Annotated in this window: 13 protein-coding genes; 11 read left to right on the top strand and 2 right to left on the bottom strand. The window is 65.0% G+C overall.

Annotation, left to right across the window (positions count from 1 at the left end; all coding sequences use genetic code 11):
• Positions 1 to 65: 65 nt before the first annotated feature.
• Together NTCA1_RS18235 and NTCA1_RS18230 are read left to right on the top strand one after the other, a co-directional pair.
• Positions 66 to 2,555: a TonB-dependent receptor gene (locus NTCA1_RS18235; protein ID WP_201282536.1), complete on the top strand. Its 2,490-nt coding sequence runs from the start codon at positions 66 to 68 to the stop codon at positions 2,553 to 2,555.
• Positions 2,556 to 2,656: 101 nt separating this feature from the next.
• Positions 2,657 to 3,592 carry a glycerophosphodiester phosphodiesterase family protein gene (locus tag NTCA1_RS18230; RefSeq protein WP_159831303.1) on the top strand — a complete coding sequence of 312 codons (936 nt, stop codon included), beginning with the start codon at positions 2,657 to 2,659 and terminating at the stop codon, positions 3,590 to 3,592.
• A gap of 12 nt (positions 3,593 to 3,604) precedes the next feature.
• On the opposite strand, the gene NTCA1_RS18225 is transcribed toward NTCA1_RS18230, so the two are convergent.
• Complete coding sequence (locus NTCA1_RS18225) at positions 3,605 to 5,389, bottom strand: diguanylate cyclase (protein WP_201282539.1); 1,785 nt, start codon at positions 5,387 to 5,389, stop codon at positions 3,605 to 3,607.
• A 297-nt stretch (positions 5,390 to 5,686) separates the two neighbouring features.
• On the opposite strand from NTCA1_RS18225, the gene NTCA1_RS18220 reads away from it, so the two are divergent.
• Genes NTCA1_RS18220 through NTCA1_RS18210 form a run of 3 tightly spaced genes read left to right on the top strand, consistent with a single transcriptional unit; the run spans position 5,687 to position 9,326 of the window.
• Positions 5,687 to 7,828 carry a TonB-dependent receptor gene (locus NTCA1_RS18220; RefSeq protein WP_159831302.1) on the top strand — a complete coding sequence of 714 codons (2,142 nt, stop codon included), beginning with the start codon at positions 5,687 to 5,689 and terminating at the stop codon, positions 7,826 to 7,828.
• The gene (locus NTCA1_RS18215; RefSeq protein WP_159831301.1) at positions 7,828 to 8,898 is read left to right on the top strand and encodes a PepSY domain-containing protein; all 1,071 of its coding nucleotides are present in this window, start codon (positions 7,828 to 7,830) and stop codon (positions 8,896 to 8,898) included. The genes NTCA1_RS18220 and NTCA1_RS18215 overlap by 1 nt, the downstream gene beginning before the upstream one ends.
• 20 nt (positions 8,899 to 8,918) lie before the next feature.
• Positions 8,919 to 9,326, top strand: coding sequence for a barstar family protein (locus NTCA1_RS18210; protein WP_236549437.1), 408 nt, complete (start codon positions 8,919 to 8,921; stop codon positions 9,324 to 9,326).
• Positions 9,327 to 9,340: 14 nt separating this feature from the next.
• Here NTCA1_RS18210 and NTCA1_RS18205 read toward each other — a convergent pair whose 3' ends face one another.
• A complete protein-coding gene (locus NTCA1_RS18205) occupies positions 9,341 to 9,760 on the bottom strand; it encodes a VOC family protein (RefSeq protein WP_236549436.1) in 420 nt (139 codons plus the stop codon).
• Positions 9,761 to 9,850: 90 nt separating this feature from the next.
• Here NTCA1_RS18205 and NTCA1_RS18200 point away from each other — a divergent pair, with 90 nt between their 5' ends.
• The 6 genes from NTCA1_RS18200 (at position 9,851) to NTCA1_RS18175 (ending at position 20,295) form a co-directional block, all read left to right on the top strand.
• On the top strand, positions 9,851 to 12,091 hold the full coding sequence (locus NTCA1_RS18200) for a polysaccharide lyase 6 family protein (RefSeq protein WP_236549435.1): 2,241 nt from the start codon (positions 9,851 to 9,853) through the stop codon (positions 12,089 to 12,091).
• Positions 12,088 to 14,304 (top strand): alginate lyase family protein, encoded by a 2,217-nt coding sequence (locus NTCA1_RS18195; protein ID WP_159831300.1) that lies wholly within the window; start codon positions 12,088 to 12,090, stop codon positions 14,302 to 14,304. Before NTCA1_RS18200 ends, NTCA1_RS18195 begins: the two co-directional genes overlap by 4 nt.
• Complete coding sequence (locus tag NTCA1_RS18190; RefSeq protein WP_201282535.1) at positions 14,301 to 15,566, top strand: MFS transporter; 1,266 nt, start codon at positions 14,301 to 14,303, stop codon at positions 15,564 to 15,566. Before NTCA1_RS18195 ends, NTCA1_RS18190 begins: the two co-directional genes overlap by 4 nt.
• 3 nt (positions 15,567 to 15,569) lie before the next feature.
• Positions 15,570 to 16,322, top strand: a complete 753-nt coding sequence (locus NTCA1_RS18185; RefSeq protein WP_159831298.1) for an SDR family NAD(P)-dependent oxidoreductase — start codon at positions 15,570 to 15,572, stop codon at positions 16,320 to 16,322.
• A 27-nt stretch (positions 16,323 to 16,349) separates the two neighbouring features.
• Positions 16,350 to 17,228: a rhamnogalacturonan acetylesterase gene (locus tag NTCA1_RS18180; RefSeq protein WP_159831297.1), complete on the top strand. Its 879-nt coding sequence runs from the start codon at positions 16,350 to 16,352 to the stop codon at positions 17,226 to 17,228.
• A gap of 196 nt (positions 17,229 to 17,424) precedes the next feature.
• The gene (locus NTCA1_RS18175; RefSeq protein WP_159831296.1) at positions 17,425 to 20,295 is read left to right on the top strand and encodes a TonB-dependent receptor; all 2,871 of its coding nucleotides are present in this window, start codon (positions 17,425 to 17,427) and stop codon (positions 20,293 to 20,295) included.
• Positions 20,296 to 20,299 lie beyond the last annotated feature (4 nt).

Raw genomic sequence — 20,299 nt, 5'->3', positions numbered from 1 at the left:
CAATTAAAACCGTCACGAAACGCGCCGAGAGCGCCCCTCACGAACGAAAGCTCATGAGGGTCTCCATGCATATCAAGTCATTTCTGCTGATGAATGCCGCTGCCGCCGCACTGCTCTCCAGCGGTGCCGCATTCGCCCAATCGGAAACGACCGTCGCCGCGAACGGGGAAGCGCAGCCGACCGACATCATCGTCACCGGCTCCGCCCGCGCACAGCGCCGCTTCGACGTGTCTTACGCCGTCAACACCCTTGCCGAAGACGACATCAAGAAGCTGGCCCCGCAGAGCATGGCGCAGCTTCTCAGCGTCGTTCCCGGCGTCCAGGTCGAATCGACCGGCGGCGAAGTGCAGAACATCACGCGTGTCCGCGGCATTCCCACCGACCGCGGCTACCTCTACTTCCAGCAGGACGGCCTGCCGCTGTTCCACGATCTGGACGGTTACTTCTTCAATTCCGGCGACGGCATGAACCGCAGCGACCTGATGACGCAGCGGGTCGAAGTGGTGCGCGGCGGCCCGGCGCCGATCTACGCCAGCGGCGCGGCGGCGATTGCCAACGTCATCACCCGCACCGGCAGCGACACGCCGCAGGGCCAGGCGCAAGTGATACTGGGGACCAGTGGTCTCTACCGCCTCGACGCCTATCAGTCAGGCCCGCTGGGCAAGGACACCTACTATGCCGTCGGCGGCTTCCTTCGCCAGAACGACGGCTATCGCGACCCCGGTTTCCCCTCGGACAAGGGCGGCCAGATCCGGGCCAACCTGAAGCACGATTTCGAGAACGGATCGATCAAGGTTTCGGGCCAGTACACCAACGATCACAATATCTTCTATCTCTCGCTGCCCACGGCCGACCCACGCGATCCTTCGGTCAGCCTGAACCCCTACCTCAATTCGCTGACCGGCACGCTCGACACGCCGGCGCTGCGCGCCGCTAATATCGCCTATCGCGACGGCAGCGGACAGATCCAGAGCGACACCTACGACCTCGCCAATGGCCGTCACATGCGCTTCGGCAATGTGCAGGTCGATTACGAAGGCGATTTCGGCGAGTGGCATGTCTCCGCCAAGGCCGGATATACGCAGGGCCGCTCGACTTTCGATGCACTCTACACGACATCCAACCCGGTGGACGCGGACACATTCGCCGCCGGCTATCTTTCGGCGGCGCAGTCCGCATTCGGAAATGTCGCGTCGCTGGGCTATGCTATTGCCGGCACCAACGGCGCGACCGTCTACGATCCGAACAGCCAATCTGGCCTCGTGCTGTCGGCGCAGTATCGCCATACCGACGCAAAATTCTATTCCGGCCAAGGTGACCTGAGCGTCACCCGCAAGTTCGAGACCGGCCTCGGCAGCCACGATATTCGCGTGGGCGTCTATGGCGCGGCCTGGGGCAGCACGATCTTCGGGGTCTATCAGAATTACCTGATGCAAGTGGCCGATCAGCCGCAAGTGCTCGACCTTGTCGCTTATGGTTCGACCGGCTCAGTCAGCGGTTACGTTACCGACAATGGCGCCTTGACCAATGCCGCCTCGCTCATCGGCGGCAAGTACGACGCCAGGATGATCGCGGTCTACGGCACCGACAGCTGGGACGTGACCGACAGGCTGCGCATCGATCTGGGCCTGCGCCAGGAATGGTACGATTACACCGGCTTTTCACGCAACACGGCAGCCTATGACCTGGGCGATGCCACCACGCTGGCGGACAATGCCACGCGCGGCTTTACCGGCACGATCGTCAACACAACGTTCAAACCCAAGGCGACCAACTGGACGGTAGGCGCGAACTATGACCTGACGGACAATTTCGGCCTCTACGCCCGCGCCTCGCAGTTGCAGGTGCCTGCCAACGGATCCGTGGTAGGCTCGGCTGGGGCTTCGTACACGGCATCGAAGGCGAAGCTCTACGAGGCGGGGCTCAAGGCGGTGTTCGGTCGCTCCTACCTCTACCTCACGGGTTTCTATACCAGGTTCGACCCGCTCAACGCCAGCTTCGCCACGTACAATCCGGTGACCGGCCGCAGCGATCAGCCGATCCAGTTCCTCGGTTCTGCCGAGGACAAGGGCGTCGAGGCCGACGGCCTGCTGCGTGTGGCGGGGCCGTTCTCGATCGCGGGCGCGGTCACGGTGCAGGATCCGAAATATATCAACTTCACCAGCAGCACCGGTGCCGACGCCGGGGATGTGCTGGGCAAGCAGATCGTGCGCCAGCCGAAGATCTACGGCAACATCCGCCCGAGCCTGGACTTCGACTTCTCCAGCGGCGACCGGTTGAGCCTCTACGGCCGCTACGACTATATCGGCAAGCGCTACGTCGATGTCACCAATACCACCGCCCTGCCCGCCTACGGCTATTTCAGCGCGGGCGTGACTTTCGACCACGGACCGTGGAGCCTTCAGGTCGTGGGCGACAACATCACCAATGCCCATGGCTTCACCGAAGGCAATACCGCCGGAGACACATTGACCGGCCAGGGCACGCCCGAGGCGATCTTCGGTCGCCCGCTATGGGGCCGCAACGTGCGCTTCGTCCTTGGCCTGAAGTGGTGATCGCCGCCCGCTGACTTTCCCGGCCCGAACATTCGCGTCCGGGCCGCTCCATGCCGCGCCCTCGGTAGGTGGCGGCTCCCTTTCGATCATGGAATTGACCGATGAAGATCATGCCAATCGCCGTGGCAGCCCTCGCGCTCGCCTCCAGCACTGCCGCCCTGGCCGCCTCCCGCCCCGACGAGACGATAGCCGAGATCCGCAAGCCCCGGGGCCGCCTGATCGTCGTCGCCCATCGTGGTTGCCACGAAGCGGCGCCGCGTCACGGCCTGCCCGCCGCCGCCGAAAATTCGGTACAGGCGCTGGAACACTGCGTGACCATGGGTGCCGACATGATGGAAACCGACGTCCGCCTGTCGAAGGACGGTTATCTCGTCATCATGCATGACGAAAGCGTCGATCGCACCACGACCGGCACCGGCCGCGTCGCCGACCTCACGCTGGCCCAGCTCAAGACCCTGCGCCTCCGCGAAAACGAGGGCGGCGAGAACGCGGCGGCGACCGACCAGCACGTCCTGACGCTGGACGAGATGCTGGCGCTGGCCCGGGACCGGATCGCGCTCAACATCGACGTCAAGGACCCGATCTACCCGCAAGTCATCGATGCCGTGCGCAGGGCCGGAGTCCAGAACCAGGTCACGCTGAAGACCCGCGTCGGCATCGGCTCGCAGCCGCTGGCGTCGATGGCGCCTTACGATCAGGTGCCGTTCCTGGTCATCACGCAGGACGGTGACGACAGCGGCAAGGGTATCCCCGGAATGATCTCCGCGCAAATGGCCGGGAACACCAAACCCGTCGGCATAGAACTTCCCTACCGCCTCCCGCGCGAAGCCCTGCCTGCCATTGCCAGGCGCGCGCAATCGCTGGGCGTTCGCCTCTGGGTCAACATGCTGGACGGCAACTTCGTCGTCGGTGCGGGCAGCGACCGGGACGGGTTACGCGCGCCGGATGCCGTCTGGGGCGGCCTGGTGCGCAGCGGCGTTTCGATGCTCCTGACCGATGAGCCCGAAGCCATGCTCGCCATGCGCGACAGGAACTGAAGGCGTCTTCGTTCAGGCGGCGAGCGCTTCCGCCCGTGCATCCAGAACGACCCGATTGCGGCCGTCGCGCTTGGCACGGTAGAGCGCGGCGTCGGCGGCCTTGACGAGCGTGGAGCCATCGCGCTCCATGCTCTCTTCCCAAGTCGCGATGCCGAAAGACATCGTGGTCGATCCCAGCGTGCGACCGCCCTGGCTGACCATCAATTCGCTGATCGCCTGACGCACGGCTTCCACCCGCTTGGCGAGAACCCCCGCCGACGAGCCGGGCGCGATGATGGTGAATTCCTCGCCGCCGAACCGGCAGACCACATCGCCGTCCCGGAAGCGGCTGCGCATCTCGGCCGCAACGGCCTGCAACACGGCATCGCCTGCCTCGTGGCCGAACTCGTCGTTGAAGCGCTTGAAGTGATCGACATCGCACATGACGACGCTGAGCGGACTGCCGGTGCGCGTGGCCCGGGCGATCTCAAGCGCGAGCGTTTCCTCCATGTAGCGCCGGTTGAACAGGCCGGCGAGCGGATCGCGGATGGTCTGTTCGCGCAGGCCCCGCTGCAACCGGTGATTGACCAGGGCGGAGGCGATATTCTCGGTGAGCACCGTCAGGCGGAAACGATTTTCGGCGCCGACCACGCCCCGCAGATAGAGCACGCCGATCACTTCGCCGCCTGCCAGCAGAGGCTCGCAGTGATAGTGGTCGGCCTCGGCGCCAACGTGCGCGCAGACGATGTCGGAACCCGGCTCGACGACGAAATGGCTCTGCCCCCGGCGCAGCGCCCAGCACTGGTCCGGCGCAAAGCCCGCCGTCTCCACCTCGATCCCCGCCCATGCCGCGATCGGCACGAGGAGATTGCGCGAGTTGTTGTGCGCATAGAGCGCGCCGGGAATCTCGGGCAGGACGCGCGGCACGAAGACGCGGATGATCGAGGCGAGTTCCTCGTCGGTGCGGGCGGCCTGCATGCGGTGGGCCATGCCGCCGAGCAGCTCGATCACCTCGCCGCGCTCACGCAGGACATCGGCGTTGGTGCTGAGTTCGAGGTTGGCCAAGCGCAGGCGTTCTTCACTGACCACCTGGTCGGCCACGGCGGCCTGGAGTTCCTCGGCCATGGCATTGTAACCGCCGGCCAGACGCTCGAACTCGCTGGATTCCATGACGGCATCGATCCGGGCGCTGCGGTCTCCCGCGCCCAGCTGGCCCATCACCGTCATCATCGCATCGACGGGACGGCGAATGCGGCGGATAAGGGCCGCCGCCATCAGGGCGATGGCGACCACCGCAAGGGGCGTGCCGATCATCACCAGCCAGCGAATGTAGTTGAGCCGGCGCTCTACCGCCGCCATCCGCGACACCGAAAGCGCCCGCTCCTCGTTCAGGAGATCGCCCACGCGGGCCTCGACCAGCACCATGAGATTGCGGCCCCGCCCGCTGGCGGTGAGCGCCTGGGCGCCTGCAAAATCCCCGGCGCGCGTGAGTTCGGCCGATTCCGCCAGGTGGGCGCCGCGATCCTCGATCAGCATGCGGATCTGGCGCGAGCGCTCCGATTGCGCGGGATTGTCGGCAGTCAGGCGCACGAGTTCGGCGGCATCCCGCTTGGAAGCCGCGATTTCGGCAGCTACGGCCTTTCCGAATTCGGGATCACGCGTCAGCACGAAGCCGCGCTGGCCGGATTCCGCCTGTTGGAGATGTCCGAGCGCGCGGTTGGCGGTCTTGAGCACTTGCGCGGAATGGGTCACCCAGGTCAGGCTGCCGCGCATCTGCGCCGATCCGTCGAGCAGCAGCCCGGCCAGCACCGCCAGCATCAGACAAAGGATGCTGCACAGCACCACGATCCGGTTGGACAATGATCCGACCAAGGGAAACTCCGTAAATCCGCCAGAGGCACGCCTTTGGCCAATCAGGGAGGCGATGCAACCAAAAACGTTTGTTTTTACAGGATCTCACAGCCTGTCGCGGCAAGAGCATATCGTCCGCTTGGCCCAAGCGTGACCGTTTTGTCACCCGAGGCCGAGAAAATCGCGCCCATATCTCGCAGATAATGCGAATCTCTTGCAACAGTGTCGCGGATTGTTACAGAGCGCCGAAAAATGAGGGAAGCCATGCACCTTACCATTCGTCGCTCCATCTTGGTCCTGCCCCTCCTGGCAGGCGCTGTACCTGCCCTGGCCCAGGATATCGATCCCGACGCACCGATCGTGGTTACGGCGGCCCGCACCGCCCTGCCGGTGAACGCCCTGCCGCTCACCGTCGATGTGATCGACAACCAGACGCTCAACCAGCAGGTTGCCATCGGTGGATCGGTGGTCGATGCGGTCTCCGCCCTCACGCCGTCCTTCTCGCCGACCCGCCAGAAGCTTTCGGGCGCGGGCGAGACCCTGCGCGGGCGTTCGCCGCTCTATGCCATCAACGGCATCCCGCAGACCGCACCGCTGCGCGATGGCGCGCGCGACGGGTTCACCATCGATCCGTTCTTCGTGGACCGCGTGGAAGTGATCTACGGCTCGAATGCCTTGCAGGGGATCGGCGGCACCGGCGGCATCGTCAACCAGGTCACTGCCGGACCGCCCAGGCAGGACGGAATTTCGGGCCGCGTGCTGGTGCAGGGCAATGCGGACACCGGCTTCCATGGCGACGGAATCGGCGGCAAGGCCGCAGGCCTGCTCGGTTGGCGCGGCGGTCGCTTCGACGCCATGGTCGGCGCGGCCTTCGAAAAGCGCGGCGTGTTCTACGACGGCCACGGCGACCGGGTGGGCACCGACCTCACCCAGGGCGAAACCCAGGACAGCCGCTCCTGGTCGCTGTTCGGCCGCTTCGGCTATGCGGTTTCCGACACGGCCCGGCTCGACCTGATGTTGAGCCGCTTCGAGCTAAAAGGCGACGGCGATTTCGTTGCCGCCAACGGCGATTACACGAAGGACATTCCCACCACCTCGGTTCGCGGCACGCCACCCGGCGTACCCGCCACCAATCGCACGGAAAGCGTCGCGCTGACCTATACCGACAGCGCGCTCTGGGGCGGCAACCTCATGCTCCAGGCGTTCTTCAACCGTTCGCGCGACACTTACGGCGGTGAAATCGCCCCGATCGCCACGTTCCAGGATGCCTCGATCGCGCCGATCGGGACCCTGTTCGACCAGTCGCAGAACCGCAGCCGCAAGTTTGGCAGCAAGTTCTCCTACGAACGCCAGATCCCCGGCTTGGAGGCGCTGACGGCAACGGTCGGCCTCGACCTGCTGTTCGACAAAACCGAGCAGCGCCTGATCGCGACCGACCGGACCTGGGTGCCGCCTGCCGATTACCGCAGCCTAGCGCCGTTCGCCCAGTTCAACCTTGCGCTGCTGGGCGACAAGCTGCGCCTTGCGGGCGGCCTTCGCCACGAGGACGTGCGCATCAAGGTGCCGGACTATCATACCCTGGCGAGCTACGGCGGCGGCTTCGATGTGGACGGCGGCACCCCGCGCTTCAACGATACGCTGTTCAACAGCGGCGTGATCGTGGAACCCGTTCCCGGCATCCGCGCCTATGCCAGCTATGCCGAAGGCTACACCGTGCCCGACGTCGGCCGCATCGCGCGCGCCGTGAACCGGCCCGGCGTGGACATCGACAACTACGTGAACATCGAACCGATCGTTTCCAACAACCGCGAAATCGGCGTGGAAGTGAAGCGCGGCCCGCTGGACGCCAGCGCCGCCTACTTCTGGTCGACCAGCAAGAACGGATCGCTGCTGGTGCAGACCGGCGGCGTGTTCGAAGTGCAGCGCCAGCGCGTCGAGATCCAGGGCCTGGAACTCAACCTTTCGGCCAAGACCCCGATCCCGGGACTGGTGCTTTCCACCGGCTATGCGCACCTGATCGGCCGCACCGACGGTTCGGACGACGACGTCTTCTCGGTCGATCGCGATCTCGACGGCGCGAACATTTCGCCCGACCGCCTCAACCTGGCCGCCAGCTACCAGCACGGACCGGTTTCGGCACGGGTGCAGACGCAGTTTTATCTTTCCCGCAAGTTCGAACGCTCGCCCGGAAACTGGGACAATACCTATAGCTTCGGCGGCTACAACGTCACCGATCTCAGCCTGCGTTACGATACCGGCTACGGCGCACTGACGCTGGCGGCGCAGAACATCTTCGACAAGTTCTACATCGACTATTACACCCAGACAGTTCGCCCGACCGATAACGCGCATTTCTTCGCCGGACGCGGCCGCAACTTCACGCTGGGCTGGGACTACCGTTTCTGATGAAGCTGCTGGATACCCTGCATCGCTGGACGGGGGGCCTGATCGGCCTCCTCCTGGCGACGCTGGGACTGACCGGAACCGTGCTGATCCATCGCGATGCCTGGATCATGCTGCCCCATGCAGGCGACGTGCAGGCACAGCAGACCGACCTGCTGGCGCGAACGACCCAGGCAATCATGGCGGATCCGGCAGCGCGTCCGCAGTCGATCACTTATGCGGGCGCCGACTTCGGGCTGGACCGGCTCGCCTTCAAGGACGGGTCGGGTGCCTACGTCAGCCAGACCGGCATGCCGGTCGCAAGCTGGGACAGCCAGTGGCAACGCCCGGAGCTTTGGCTTTCGGACCTCCACCAGCACCTCTTCGCTGCCGAAACCGGCGAGACGCTGATCGGCATCGCCGGTCTCTGCGGTCTGTTCTTCGTTATCAGCGGCACGATACTCTGGTGGCGCACCCGGCGGACTTTCGAATGGCGGCTCTGGCCCGCGCGCATGACCCGGCCTTCGATCGTGCGCCACCACCGCGACCTCGGCGTGATCGCCGCGCCGCTTCTGGCCCTGTCGCTGGTGACGGGATCGGTTCTGGTGTTTCGCCCGTTGGCCTCCGTGCTGTTCGGCCCCGGCGCACCGCAGGAAATCGACCATGCCCTGGCGGCACCCAAGGCGGCGCCCAAGGCTGCATCGTCCGAACTCGGTGCCCACCTCGATTGGGGCGCGATGATCCGGCAGGCCAGAGCCCGCTTTCCCGATGCGGAAGTGCGCAGCCTTTCCTTGCCGCGCGGCAAGAGCGGCCTCATCACCTTGCGCATGCGTGGGTCCGGCGAATGGCTTCCCAACGGCCGTACCACCGTCTGGTTCGCAGCGAACACCGGACGAATGGTGGCTGCGCGCGATGCCGCGCAGCTATCGCGCACCGTCACCGGCTACAACATGCTCTACCCCCTTCACGCCGCGAAAGTCGGGCAGCTGCCTTTTCGCCTGCTGATGTCGGTATCGGGGCTGGCGATGGGCCTGCTGGGCACACTGGCGGTATGGACTTTCTGGTTCAAGCGGCCGAAGATTCGCCGTAGCTGAAAAGCCGGGCTGGAGAATGTGTGAGCGATCCCGATCGAATCCGGCATCTCGCGATCGAAGGCAGCGCCATCCGCGACATTCCCTCGTTCTACGACGAGATCAACCGCGTTTTCATGGCCGATGAGGACTGGCGCCTTGGCCCAAGCCTGGATGCCCTGAACGACATGCTCTACGGCGGCTACGGCGCGCTCATGGGCGCAGACGCGGCCTTCATCACCTGGCACGACATCGAAATGAGCCGCGCCGCGCTGGGCATCGAAACCACGCTCCGCTTCCTGCGCGCCCGCGCTGCGGAGCGAAGCCAGTTCAACGGCAGCCCGATCGCCGGGCAGATCGCCGCACTGGAAGGCCTCGGGGGAACGACCTATTTCGATGTGGTGATGGAGGTCTTCGCCGATCATCCGAACATCGCGCTCATCCACGCGTAACCCGGCAACTACCGTCAACCGGCAGCGAAAGTGAGAGCCTCGATCTTGTTGCCATCGGGATCGCGCACGAAGGCGGCATAATAGTGGGCATCATATTCGGGCCTCAGATCGGGAGCACCTTCGGCCAGCCCGCCCTGCGCGATCGCCACTCTGAAAAACGCATCGACAGCAGCCCGCGTTTCGACCTCGAATGCCGCATGAACGCCGTTACCGGGCGAAGCGGCATTCCCGTCTGACGGAAGATTGAGGCTGAACACCGTGATCCCCGCGCCATAGCCCACCGCATCCGCCACATCCAGCGTCCTGCGCATGCCCAGCTCCCGCATGACCGGGTCATAGAAGGCGCCGGCGCGTTTCAGGTCGCGCGTGCCCAAGGAAATGTGATGCAGCATCGAGCGGAAACGGCGTGCCTGACGGGAAAGTTCCGGGCTCAACCGTGATTTCACAAGAACCCTCGCTCTGGCCTTGCAAAGTGGTAGAACAGAATTTATGACCACATGTAAATACCAATTGGAGAGGATTGGATGGCATCCACTAAGTGGGCCTTGGCAGCAGGCAGCGTCCTGGCGGGTATCGTCCCGGCCGTTATGGCCCCTGCGACGAGCGCGGCTGACTACCTTGTGCGGGATATGCCCGGCTACGAAGCAGCGCTGCGCAAGGTGCAGCCGGGCGACTCGATCGTTCTGGCCGACGGAACCTGGCGCGATGCCCAACTTCTTTTCCAGGCAACCGGCACCTCGACGCACCCCATAACGCTCACGGCCCAGACCAAGGGCAAAGTCGTCCTCTCCGACGCATCCTCGCTGAAACTCGCAGGCCGATATCTAGTCGTGTCCGGGCTGGTCTTTCGTGACGGTCATGCGCCGGGTGAAGAAGTGATCAGTTTCCGGCGCGATTCCCGCAATGTCGCCGTGCATTCGCGCCTGACCGAAGTGGTGATCGACCATTACAACCAGCCCGATCGTCGCAAGGAAGACCGCTGGGTCTCACTCTACGGGCAGGACAACCGCGTCGATCACAGCTGGTTTGCAGGTAAGGGCAATGCCGGGGTGACGCTGGCCGTCATCCGGCCCAAGGGGCAGCCGGAAGCCAATCGCCACCGCATCGACCACAACTACTTCGGCCCGCGCCCGCCCCTCGGATCCAACGGCGGCGAGACGATCCGCATCGGCACGAGCGATGAATCGCTCTCGGATTCCGCCACACTGGTGGAAAGCAACATGTTCGACCGCTGCGACGGCGAGGTGGAGATCGTCTCGATCAAATCGGGGGCGAACGTGGTGCGGGGCAATCTGGTGTACCAGTCGCAAGGCGCGATCGTGCTGCGGCATGGCGACGGCAACCTCGTGGAACGCAACGTCTTCATCGGCGGCGGCAAGGCCCATACCGGCGGCGTTCGGGTCATCAACCGGCGACAGGTGGTGCGCGGCAACTACATGGAAAGGCTGGCGGGCACGGATTTTACCAGCGCACTCGCCGTGATGAACGGCGTGCCCGGCTCCACCATCAACCGCTATCATCCGGTTTCCGAGGCTGAAATAACGCACAACTCGATGTTCGCGATTGCGCGGGTGACCCTGGGCGCAGGCGCCGATGCCGAAAGGACCGCACCGCCTACAGGCAGTTCCCTGCGCGGCAACCTCTTCACGGCCGCCGATCCCGGCCCCCTGTTCCAGGTGGAAGCTGACACGAAGGGCATCGCCGCCACAGACAACGTGGCCGACCGACCCGCTCCGGCCGGACTCGCCGCCGGTATCCGGCACGCCCCCATTGCCTTGCGACGCGCGGAGAACGGCCTGCTCTATCCCGTGGATCCCGCGCTGGCGAAACTGGGAGCCCCGCGCGACCTTGCTCCGCTGCGCCCCGAAGATCTCGGCCCGGCGTGGTATGCAAAACCGGCAGGCACGAAGGCTTTTCCGGCAGGCCGCACCCTTTCGGTCTCGCCAGCCGGTCTGGTGCAGGCCATGGCACAGGCGCAATCCGGCGATGTCCTGCGCCTTGCCCCCGGCCATTATGAGCTGGCCTCCACCCATCATATCGCCGTGCCTCTCACCCTGAGCGGCCCCGCCGAAGCCGAGATTTCCTTCTCCGCGCCCACTCTCTTCACACTGGACGAAGGCGGCCGCCTTCGCCTCGAAGGACTGACCATTCGCGGCGGACGGGCACCCCGTCAGCCCGGCAATGCCGTCGTCCGGTCGTCCGCCGCATCGACCGTCGCCAACTACACCGTCGAGCTGGACGGAACGCGCTTCGCCGAGATGGATGCCGCCCCCGATTTCAACCTGATCGCCACCACGGCGGGCACTTTCGCCGACCGCATCGTGCTAAGAAACGTGGCAGTGTCCGGCCTTTCCGGCACGGTACTGGCCGCCGCCGCCGAAACCGGCGGAAAGGGATACTATGCCGCCGAACATATCGAAATCGACGGCTCCCGCTTCGACAGGATCGGCAGCCTGGCCGATATCCTGCGCGGCGGCACGGACGAAAGCACGTTCGGACCCGAATTCATCTTGCGAAACAGTCGAATCACCGGAAGCGGGCCAGTGTTGCTGACGCTGTCCGGGGTTCAGTCCACTCGGATAGAAAACAACGACCTCATCCGCAGCGGCGAGGTCCGCGTGGCGCACAGCGTGGGCGCGCCGGACACGCGCATTCTGGGCAACCGGTTCGATACGACGCCCGAACCCAAGATCACGCGGCTCTATCCGCAAGGCACGCCGAGCGTTCAGATATCCGGCAATACCCGTTCGGGAGAGACCTCATGATGCTCCGCTCGCTTCTGCTTGGCGCTGCAATGGCCGCGATGACGCCGCTGCCTGCACATGCCGCCACATCCGATGACGGACATCCGGTCCTGATGAACGCAGCCGCCCTTTCCGGCTTGGGCACCCAGGCAGCCCGCTATCCGCTCTATGCCGAGGAACTCGCGCGGGTCCGCAAGGAGGTGGAAGCGGCCATGCGCGCGGGCGTGAACGTGCCGGTGCCGAAGGACGCGGGCGGCGGCTTCAGCCACGAACAGCACAAGCGCAACTACATGGCGCTCTACGGCGCAGGCCTGCTCTACCGCCTCACCGGCGAGCGCCGCTACGCCGACTATGCCCGCGACATGCTGATGGCCTATGCCGGGCTTTACCCGACGCTTGGCCCGCACCCCGCCGCCTCGAACCAGGCTGCGGGGCGACTGTTCTGGCAGAGCCTCAACGACAGCGTCTGGCTGGTCTACGGCGTGCAGGGTTACGACGCCGTGCGCGAAGCGCTGACGCCGCAGGAGCGCAAGACGATCGACGACAAGGTCTTCCGCAAGATGGCGGAGTTCCTGTCCACCGGATCGCCCAAGGTCTTCGACCGCATCCACAACCATGCCACCTGGGCCAATGCGGGCGTGGGCATGACCGGCTATGTCCTGCGCGATGCCGACCTTGTCGAGAAGGCGCTGAAAGGCCTCGACAAGAGCGGCAAGGCCGGGTTCCTGCGCCAGTTGGACCTGTTGTTCTCGCCGGACGGCTATTACGCCGAAGGGCCCTATTATCAGCGCTACGCGCTTCAGCCATTCGTCATTTTCGCGGCCGCGATCGAGGCGAACGAACCGCAGCGCCATATCTTCGCCTATCGTGACGGGATCGTGCTCAAGGCCATTCGCACCACGATCCAGTTGACCTACGGCGGCTACTTCTTCCCCCTCAACGACGCCGTGCCCGACAAGAGCCTCAAGACCGAGGAACTCTACCAGGCCGTGGCGATCGGCTACGGCATGACCCGCGATCCGGCGCTGCTTTCGATCGCGCAGTGGCAGGATCGCACGGTGCTTTCGCCGCAGGGGCTGGAGGTCGCACGCGATCTGGCGGCGGGCAAGGCACGACCCTTCCCCTTCGCCTCGATGCTGCTGCGTGACGGGCCGCAAGGCGACCGGGGCGGCCTGGCGATCCTGCGCGACGGCCCCGGCAACGAGGATCAGGTCCTGCTTGCCAAGAACACCGCCCAGGGCATGGGGCACGGCCATTTCGATAAGCTGAACTGGCTGCTCTACGACAATGGGCAGGCCGTGGTCACCGACTACGGCGCCGCGCGCTTCCTCAATATCGAGGCCAAGGACGGCGGCCGCTATCTGCCCGAGAACGAGACCTGGGCCAAGCAGACGGTCGCGCACAACACCCTGGTGGTAGAAGAGACCAGCCATTTCGGCGGCGACGAGAAGCGTGCGGACGCGCTCGCACCGCGCCAGCTGTTCTTTTCGGCGGAAGGCGAAACCCGCGCTTCGATCGCGGAAATGAAAGAGGCCTGGCCCGGCGTGACGTTCCGCCGCGCGCTCTTGCAGGTTAAGGTCGAGGGCCTGAAGAGCCCGATGATCGTCGACCTGCTCAAGGTCACCGGCGGCAAGGCGGCACGCTACGACCTGCCGCTGCACTATGCGGGCCAGTTGATCGACACCGGCTTTCCTCTGCAATCGAACGTGACGACAAGGCCGGTGCTCGGAAAGGCCGACGGCTATCAGCACCTCTGGGTCGATGCGACGGGCAAGCCGGATGCCGCAAACGGCGTGGTGACGTGGATCCAGGCCGGGCGCTTCTACAGCTACCGTATCGCGACTCCCGGAGTGACGATGATCCTGGGCGAAAGCGGCGCCAACGACCCGCGCTTCAACTTGCGCCGCGAGCCTTTCGTGATGCAGCGGCTGGACGGCGCGAAAGACGCCGCTTTCGTCAGCCTGCTCGAACCGCACGGCCGTTACGATGCCGCGGCGGAAACCACGACAGGCAGCGACAGTGCCGTGTCCGCGTTCACGCATGCCCGGCAGGATGGGGTCGATGTCATCACCATAACCTTGCGCGACGGCAGGCGCGTGATCCTTGCAGTGGCGGACGATGTTGCCCCTGACACGGCCCATTCGCTCCTGGTGGCGGGGAGTTCCCTGAAATGGAAGGGCCCGGTCGGGCGTCTCGATCTGGCCGCGACGAAAGCCGGGGAGACGGCGAAGTGAAGAACTTGCGCTGGATGGTCATCGGCCTGATCGGGCTGGCCACCGTCATCAACTATATCGACCGCAACGCGCTCGCCGTGATGTGGCCCGCCGTTTCCCGGGAAATCGGCGCGGACAAGTCCGACTACGCGCTCCTGGTGACGATCTTCATGCTGGCCTATGCCGTGGGCCAATCCGCGTTCGGGCGGATATTCGACGTGATCGGCACGCGCATGGGCTTTGCCGTGTCGATCCTGTTCTGGTCGCTTTCCATCGGCCTTCATTCGCTGGTCCGCTCGCTCAGTCTGCTAGGCCTTCTGAGAGTGACGCTCGGCTTCAGCGAGGCCGGGAACTGGCCGGGCGCGGCCAAGGCCAATGCCCTCTGGTTCCCCCAGAAGGAACGCGCCCTGGCACAGGGGATCTTCAATGCGGGGGCCTCGCTCGGCGCGATCGTCTCGGCCCCGCTGGTCGCACTGCTGTTTACCGGCTTCGGCTGGCGGGTCACGTTCCTACTGATCGGCGTGCTCGGCTTTCTATGGCTGCTGCCCTGGCTGTTCCTCTACCGCGCCGATCCCGCCGCACATCCCTGGCTCACGCAGGCGGAGCGCGATCACATCGCGGGTGACGGCGAAGATCGTGCCGAGGCGGCAGGCTATGCCCCCGGCTGGACCGAAATGCTGCGCCACCGCGAAAGCTGGGCGATCATTCTCAGCCGCTTCTTCCTCGATCCGGTCTGGTGGCTCTTCGTGTCCTGGCTGCCGATCTACCTTGCCGAGACCTTCGGGTTCGACGTGCAGCAGATCGGCCTGTTCGCCTGGGTTCCCTTCGTGGGCGCCATGGCGGGCAGCCTGACCGGCGGCTGGCTTTCCGGCGCGCTGATCGCAAGGGGGCGCGGCGTGAACTTCGCCCGCAAGACCGCGATCACGCTGGGCTGCGCGATCATGCTGCCGCCCCTGCTGCTGACCATGCACGCCGCGACGCCGCTCTATGCCGTTCTGCTGATCGCGGTGATCCTGTTCGGCTTCCAGATGGCGATCAACAATATCCAGACCCTGCCCGCCGACTACTTCGGCGGCGGCACGGTCGGCTCGCTGGCAGGTCTCGGCGGCACGGCGGCGGTGGCGGGAACGCTCGTCACCACCTGGCTGGTGCCGGTCATGACCAAGGCCAGCTACGCCCCGATCTTCGCGCTCGCGGCAGCGCTGGTTCCGGCATCGCTCCTCTGCATCTGGCTGCTCGGCGGCCGGATCGCTCCACTTTCCTCCTCAAAGAACAAGGGCTAACCCATGCGTTTCAAGGACAAGATCGCCATCGTTACCGGCGGCGGGCGCGACATCGGCAAGTCGGTGTCGCAGGCACTGGCGCGCGAAGGCGCGAAAGTCGTCATCAACTATCGCAGCAACCGCGAGGAAGCCGCCCATACGCTCGCGCAGATCGAAGCCGCAGGCGGCACGGCGATCCTGCACCAGGCCGATGTCAGCAAGGCCGAAGACGTGGCGGGCCTGATCGCCGCCTCGATCGCCGCCTTCGGTGAGGGCATCGACTATCTGGTCAACCTTGCGGGCGGCATGGTGGCGCGCAAGACCCTGGCGGAAATGGACGAGGCCTTCTTCGACCATGTGATGGACCTGAACCTCAAATCCGCCTTCCTCGTCACCAAGGCCGCGCTGCCGCACTTCGCCAAGGGCAGCGCGATCGTCAACGTCGCCTCGCTGGCCGGGCGTGACGGCGGTGGCCCCGGCGCGAGCGTCTATGCCACTTCCAAGGGCGCCCTGATGACGCTGACGCGAGGCTGGGCCAAAGAGCTCGGGCCTCAGGGCATTCGCGTGAACGCGGTCTGCCCCGGCCTCATCGGAACCAGCTTCCACGACACGTTCTCCAAGCCCGAGGGCCGCGCCGCGACCGCCGGCAACACGCCGCTGCGCCGCGAAGGCCATCCCGACGAAGTGGCCGGTGCGATCGCCTTCCTGCTTTCCGAGGAAGCCGCCTTCCTCACCGGCGTCAATCTCGACATCAACGGCGGCCTCTCCTTCTCCTGAAGCCGCGCCTTTCCAGGGAAATACGACATGATGCGACAGGCATGGATGGGCGCCGCCGCGGCACTCGCCCTTCTCGCTCCGGCCCTCCAGGCGCAGGAGAACGACAGCAGCGAGGGCCGAACCATTCGCAAGGATGCGGAGAAACTCGCGCCCTACAAGATCATCCTCGTCGGCGATTCCACGATGGCGCCGATGAGCGGCTGGGGTTCGCTGTTCTGCGCGCATCATGTCAAGTCGTCGGTCGCCTGCCTCAATCTGGGGCGCGGGGGCCGCTCGACGCGCAGCTACCGGCAGGAAGGCTCGTGGGACATCGCCCTGGCCGAAGCGCGGGTGCCGGGATATCGGCGTACCTACGTCCTGATCCAGTTCGCCCACAACGACCAGTCCTCCGTAGCGGAGCGCTGGACCGACATGGAAACCGAATTTCCCGCCAACCTGAAGCGCATGGTCGGCGAAGTCCGCGCGGCGGGCGCCCTGCCCGTCCTGCTCACCCCGCTCACCCGCCGCGAGTTCCGGCAAGGTACGCTCGGCAACAGCCTTGCCCCTTGGTCCGCCAAGATCCGTGAAGTGGCGCAGGCGCTGTCGGTGCCGCTCGTGGATCTCAACCGCAGCAGCGCGGCCGCGGTTCAGGCGATGGGGCCGGAAAAGGCCATGGAACTCGCTCAGGCGGGACCGAATGCGCAGGAACGGGCCGCCGCCCAGGCAGGCACCACGCTGAAACCGCGCGCTGCCGCCGAGGCCCGCCTGCCCGATGTCCCCACGCAGCCGGACGGCCCTCGCGCCCAGTTCCAGCGCAAGTTCGACTATACCCACGTCGGCGATGCCGGCGCCGAGCTCTTTGCCGGTCTCGTCGCCGGAGATCTGGTCCGCGCCGTCCCCGAACTGGGAAGCCAAGTCGCGCCCTGACGCGAGAACGACAGGTTCACGACGGTCCCACGACGCAAGCTCGCGTGACGCCGCCCTACGCGCGTGATCTCCGCGCGACACGATGTTCATACCAATTATAAAATTATCGTCAGGCCATATTGGTATGTTAATATGGATTGACAATATCGGCCCTAAAGGTCAGCACATAACAAAATACCCATAAGGGAGAGGAATCATGACGCTGCCTATCCAGCGAACCCTGCCGCGCGGCGCCGTCCGCCGCTGGCTGCTCACCAGCGCTGCCATCACCGCCGTTACCGGCGCCGCTTCGGCCGCCGCGCAAGAAGGACAGCCGACGCCGGACAGCGATGCGCCCAGCGCCCCCGAGATCATCGTCACCGGCCTTCGCGAAACGCTTCAGACGTCCATCAATGCGAAGCGCAAGGAAACCGCCATCGTCGACACCCTCTCCTCCAAGGAGATCGGCGACCTTCCTGCGCTTTCGGTAGGCGAAGCGATCCAGACCATCACCGGCGCCACCACGCACCGCGAAAAGGGCGGCGCTTCGGAAATTTCCCTGCGCGGCCTGGGCTCGTTCCTCAGCAACACCACTTTCAACGGCCGCGAAGCGTCCAACGGCAGCGGCGACCGGGCCGTGAACTTCAACCAGTTTCCCTCGGAACTCATCAACGACATCAAGATCTACAAGTCGCAGCAGGCCGATCTCGTGGAAGGCGGCGTGGCGGGCACCATCGAATTGGGAACGCTGAAGCCGCTCGATTTCAAGAAGCGCCGCCTCCAGCTGGAGATGAAGGGCAGCTACAGCCCCTATCAGGAACGCATCACCGGATCGAGCGCCTGGGGCTGGCGCGGGACGGCCAGTTTCGTAGACCAGTTCGACGCCGGATCGCTAGGCGAATTCGGCATCGCCATCGGCGTCCAGCGCAACAAGACCAACAACCCGGAAGAAACCTACGCGGCCAGCTCCACATGGGTGGCCTGCAACCCGAACGTCACGGTGGCGAACGGCAATTGCTCGGAAGTCAGCCGCGACCAGGCGGCGGCAGGAACGCCCTTCGTGCTGGTGCCGAACGCGGCGACCTATCGCCAGATCAGCGAGAGCGACAAGCGTGACGCCCTGTTCGGCGCGATCCAGTGGCAGCCCAGTCCGACCCTGGATATCAACCTGGACGTCCAGTATTCCAAGCGCGACTATGCGGAAGACCGCCGCGACCTCAACCTGTCGGAACTGCGTTATGGCCTGAGCGATATCGCCTACGACGAAAACGGGGTTCTCACCCACATGGCGGGCAAGACCTCGCTGGAAGCGGTCGGCACCCTGCTGGAGCGTGACGAGGAATATCTCGGCGGCGGGCTCAACATGGCATGGCAGGCCAGCGACCGCCTTACCCTGAAGGCCGATGCCTCCTATTCGCGCACGATCCGCACCGACGTGGAACGCTCCGTCCGCCTGCGCACCGACCCGCTGGATATCTATGGCAACCGCACCCCCGTGAACAATCAGCGCGTCGGCTATGTCTACGACCTCGCGCCGGGCAGCTATGCGCCGACGCTCACGCTGGACCCGGCCTTCGACGTCAACGACCATGCCCTGTTCAGCGACGACGCCCGGTTGCGGCGGGACGAATTGCAGCGCCGCAACGAGATCATCGCCGGGCGTTTCGATGCTACTTACGAGATGGACGGCTTCCTGCGCAGCATCGCCGCCGGCCTGCGCGTCTCGAAGCTGACCTATTCGGACTACGACGACCGGGTGGAGATCACCCAGGACGATCGCAACCTCGACCGCGACGTCAACCTGTCCTGCCGCACGATCTTTCCGCAGCGCGACTATCTGTCGAACGCGCCGGGCAACCAGCTGTCGAGCTGGGCCACTTTCGACCCGATCTGCCAGTTCCAGGCCTACCTTGGCACCGAGGATCCCGGTCGCAATGCCGACGTGCGCTCGGTGGCCAATCGCGACGTGACCGAAAGGACTTTCGCCGCCTACCTCATGGCCAACTACGAAAGCACCATCGGCGACATGCCGGTACGCGGCAATTTCGGCGTCCGCGCGGTGCAGACGCGCGTCACGTCGGACGGGTTGCGCAGCGATCTGCAGGTAGTGACCAATTCCGACGGTTCGATCCGGCTCGTGGACAGCGGCGTGTTCGATACGGTCTCCATCAAGAACAAAACCACGCGCTTCCTGCCCAGCATCAATGCGATCTTCGAACTGAAGCCCGACCTGCTGCTGCGCGTCGCCGGTTACCGCGCGATGTCTCGCCCGGCTCCCAGCGCGCTGGGCGCGGGGCGCACCATCCAGCTTGAGGACGGCACCAATTTCGGTTCGGTGGAGGACGCCATCAGCCTGATCACGGCAAACGGCTCTCCCCGCCTCAAGCCGCTGATGTCCTGGAATGCCGATGCCGCGCTGGAATACTACCTCAACCGGGACTCGCTCTTCGCAGCGACGGTCTACTACAAGCAGTTCACCGGCGGCTTCATCCCGGTCGTGATCGACGAGGACTTCTCGATCGGCGGTCAGAACTACACGATCCCCGTGGTCCAGACCCAGAACAGCTCGGACAAGAGCCGCGTCTATGGCCTGGAAGTGACCCTTGCCAACCGCTTCTCCTGGCTTCCCAAGCCCTTGGACGGCCTCGGCGGCAAGCTCAGCTACAGCTATGCGAACTCCAATTTCCGCAACGAGGACATCCGTCTGGGCGCCGTCTTCGACCCGACGACCGGCGTGACCACGCCGGGCATGATCCCGGCGGCGAACCTTTCCGGCTACTCCGAACATGTCGTGTCCGGGCAGCTCTACTACCAGCTTGGCGGCTTGAACCTCCAAGCCATCTACAACTACCGGTCGAGCTATTATCAGGACTTCGTCGGTGGCAATTCGCAGCTTCGCTACGTGCGCGGCAACCAGACCCTGGACCTTCGCGCCTCCTTCGACATCAACCGCAACATGCAGTTGCAGTTCCAGGCGGTGAACGTCTTCGACGAACCCAAGATCACCGACATGCCGGTGCCGGGAAGCATCCGCCAGTACCACTACTATGGCTCGCGTTACTTCATGGGCCTGCGCGTCAAACTGTAAAATC

This window comes from Novosphingobium sp. TCA1 (assembly GCF_009811895.1).
GTDB lineage: Bacteria > Pseudomonadota > Alphaproteobacteria > Sphingomonadales > Sphingomonadaceae > Novosphingobium > Novosphingobium panipatense_A.
The sequence above is the reverse complement of the archived record's forward strand: the minus strand, read 5'-3'. Positions and strand labels throughout refer to the sequence as shown.

Coding starts and splice junctions, on each gene's coding strand:
- NTCA1_RS18235 (WP_201282536.1), top strand. CDS start 66: ATGCATATCAAGTCATTTCTGCTGATGAATGCCGCTGCCGCCGCACTG.
- NTCA1_RS18230 (WP_159831303.1), top strand. CDS start 2,657: ATGAAGATCATGCCAATCGCCGTGGCAGCCCTCGCGCTCGCCTCCAGC.
- NTCA1_RS18225 (WP_201282539.1), bottom strand. CDS start 5,389: ATGCTGGCGGTGCTGGCCGGGCTGCTGCTCGACGGATCGGCGCAGATG.
- NTCA1_RS18220 (WP_159831302.1), top strand. CDS start 5,687: ATGCACCTTACCATTCGTCGCTCCATCTTGGTCCTGCCCCTCCTGGCA.
- NTCA1_RS18215 (WP_159831301.1), top strand. CDS start 7,828: ATGAAGCTGCTGGATACCCTGCATCGCTGGACGGGGGGCCTGATCGGC.
- NTCA1_RS18200 (WP_236549435.1), top strand. CDS start 9,851: ATGGCATCCACTAAGTGGGCCTTGGCAGCAGGCAGCGTCCTGGCGGGT.
- NTCA1_RS18195 (WP_159831300.1), top strand. CDS start 12,088: ATGATGCTCCGCTCGCTTCTGCTTGGCGCTGCAATGGCCGCGATGACG.
- NTCA1_RS18185 (WP_159831298.1), top strand. CDS start 15,570: ATGCGTTTCAAGGACAAGATCGCCATCGTTACCGGCGGCGGGCGCGAC.
- NTCA1_RS18180 (WP_159831297.1), top strand. CDS start 16,350: ATGATGCGACAGGCATGGATGGGCGCCGCCGCGGCACTCGCCCTTCTC.
- NTCA1_RS18175 (WP_159831296.1), top strand. CDS start 17,425: ATGACGCTGCCTATCCAGCGAACCCTGCCGCGCGGCGCCGTCCGCCGC.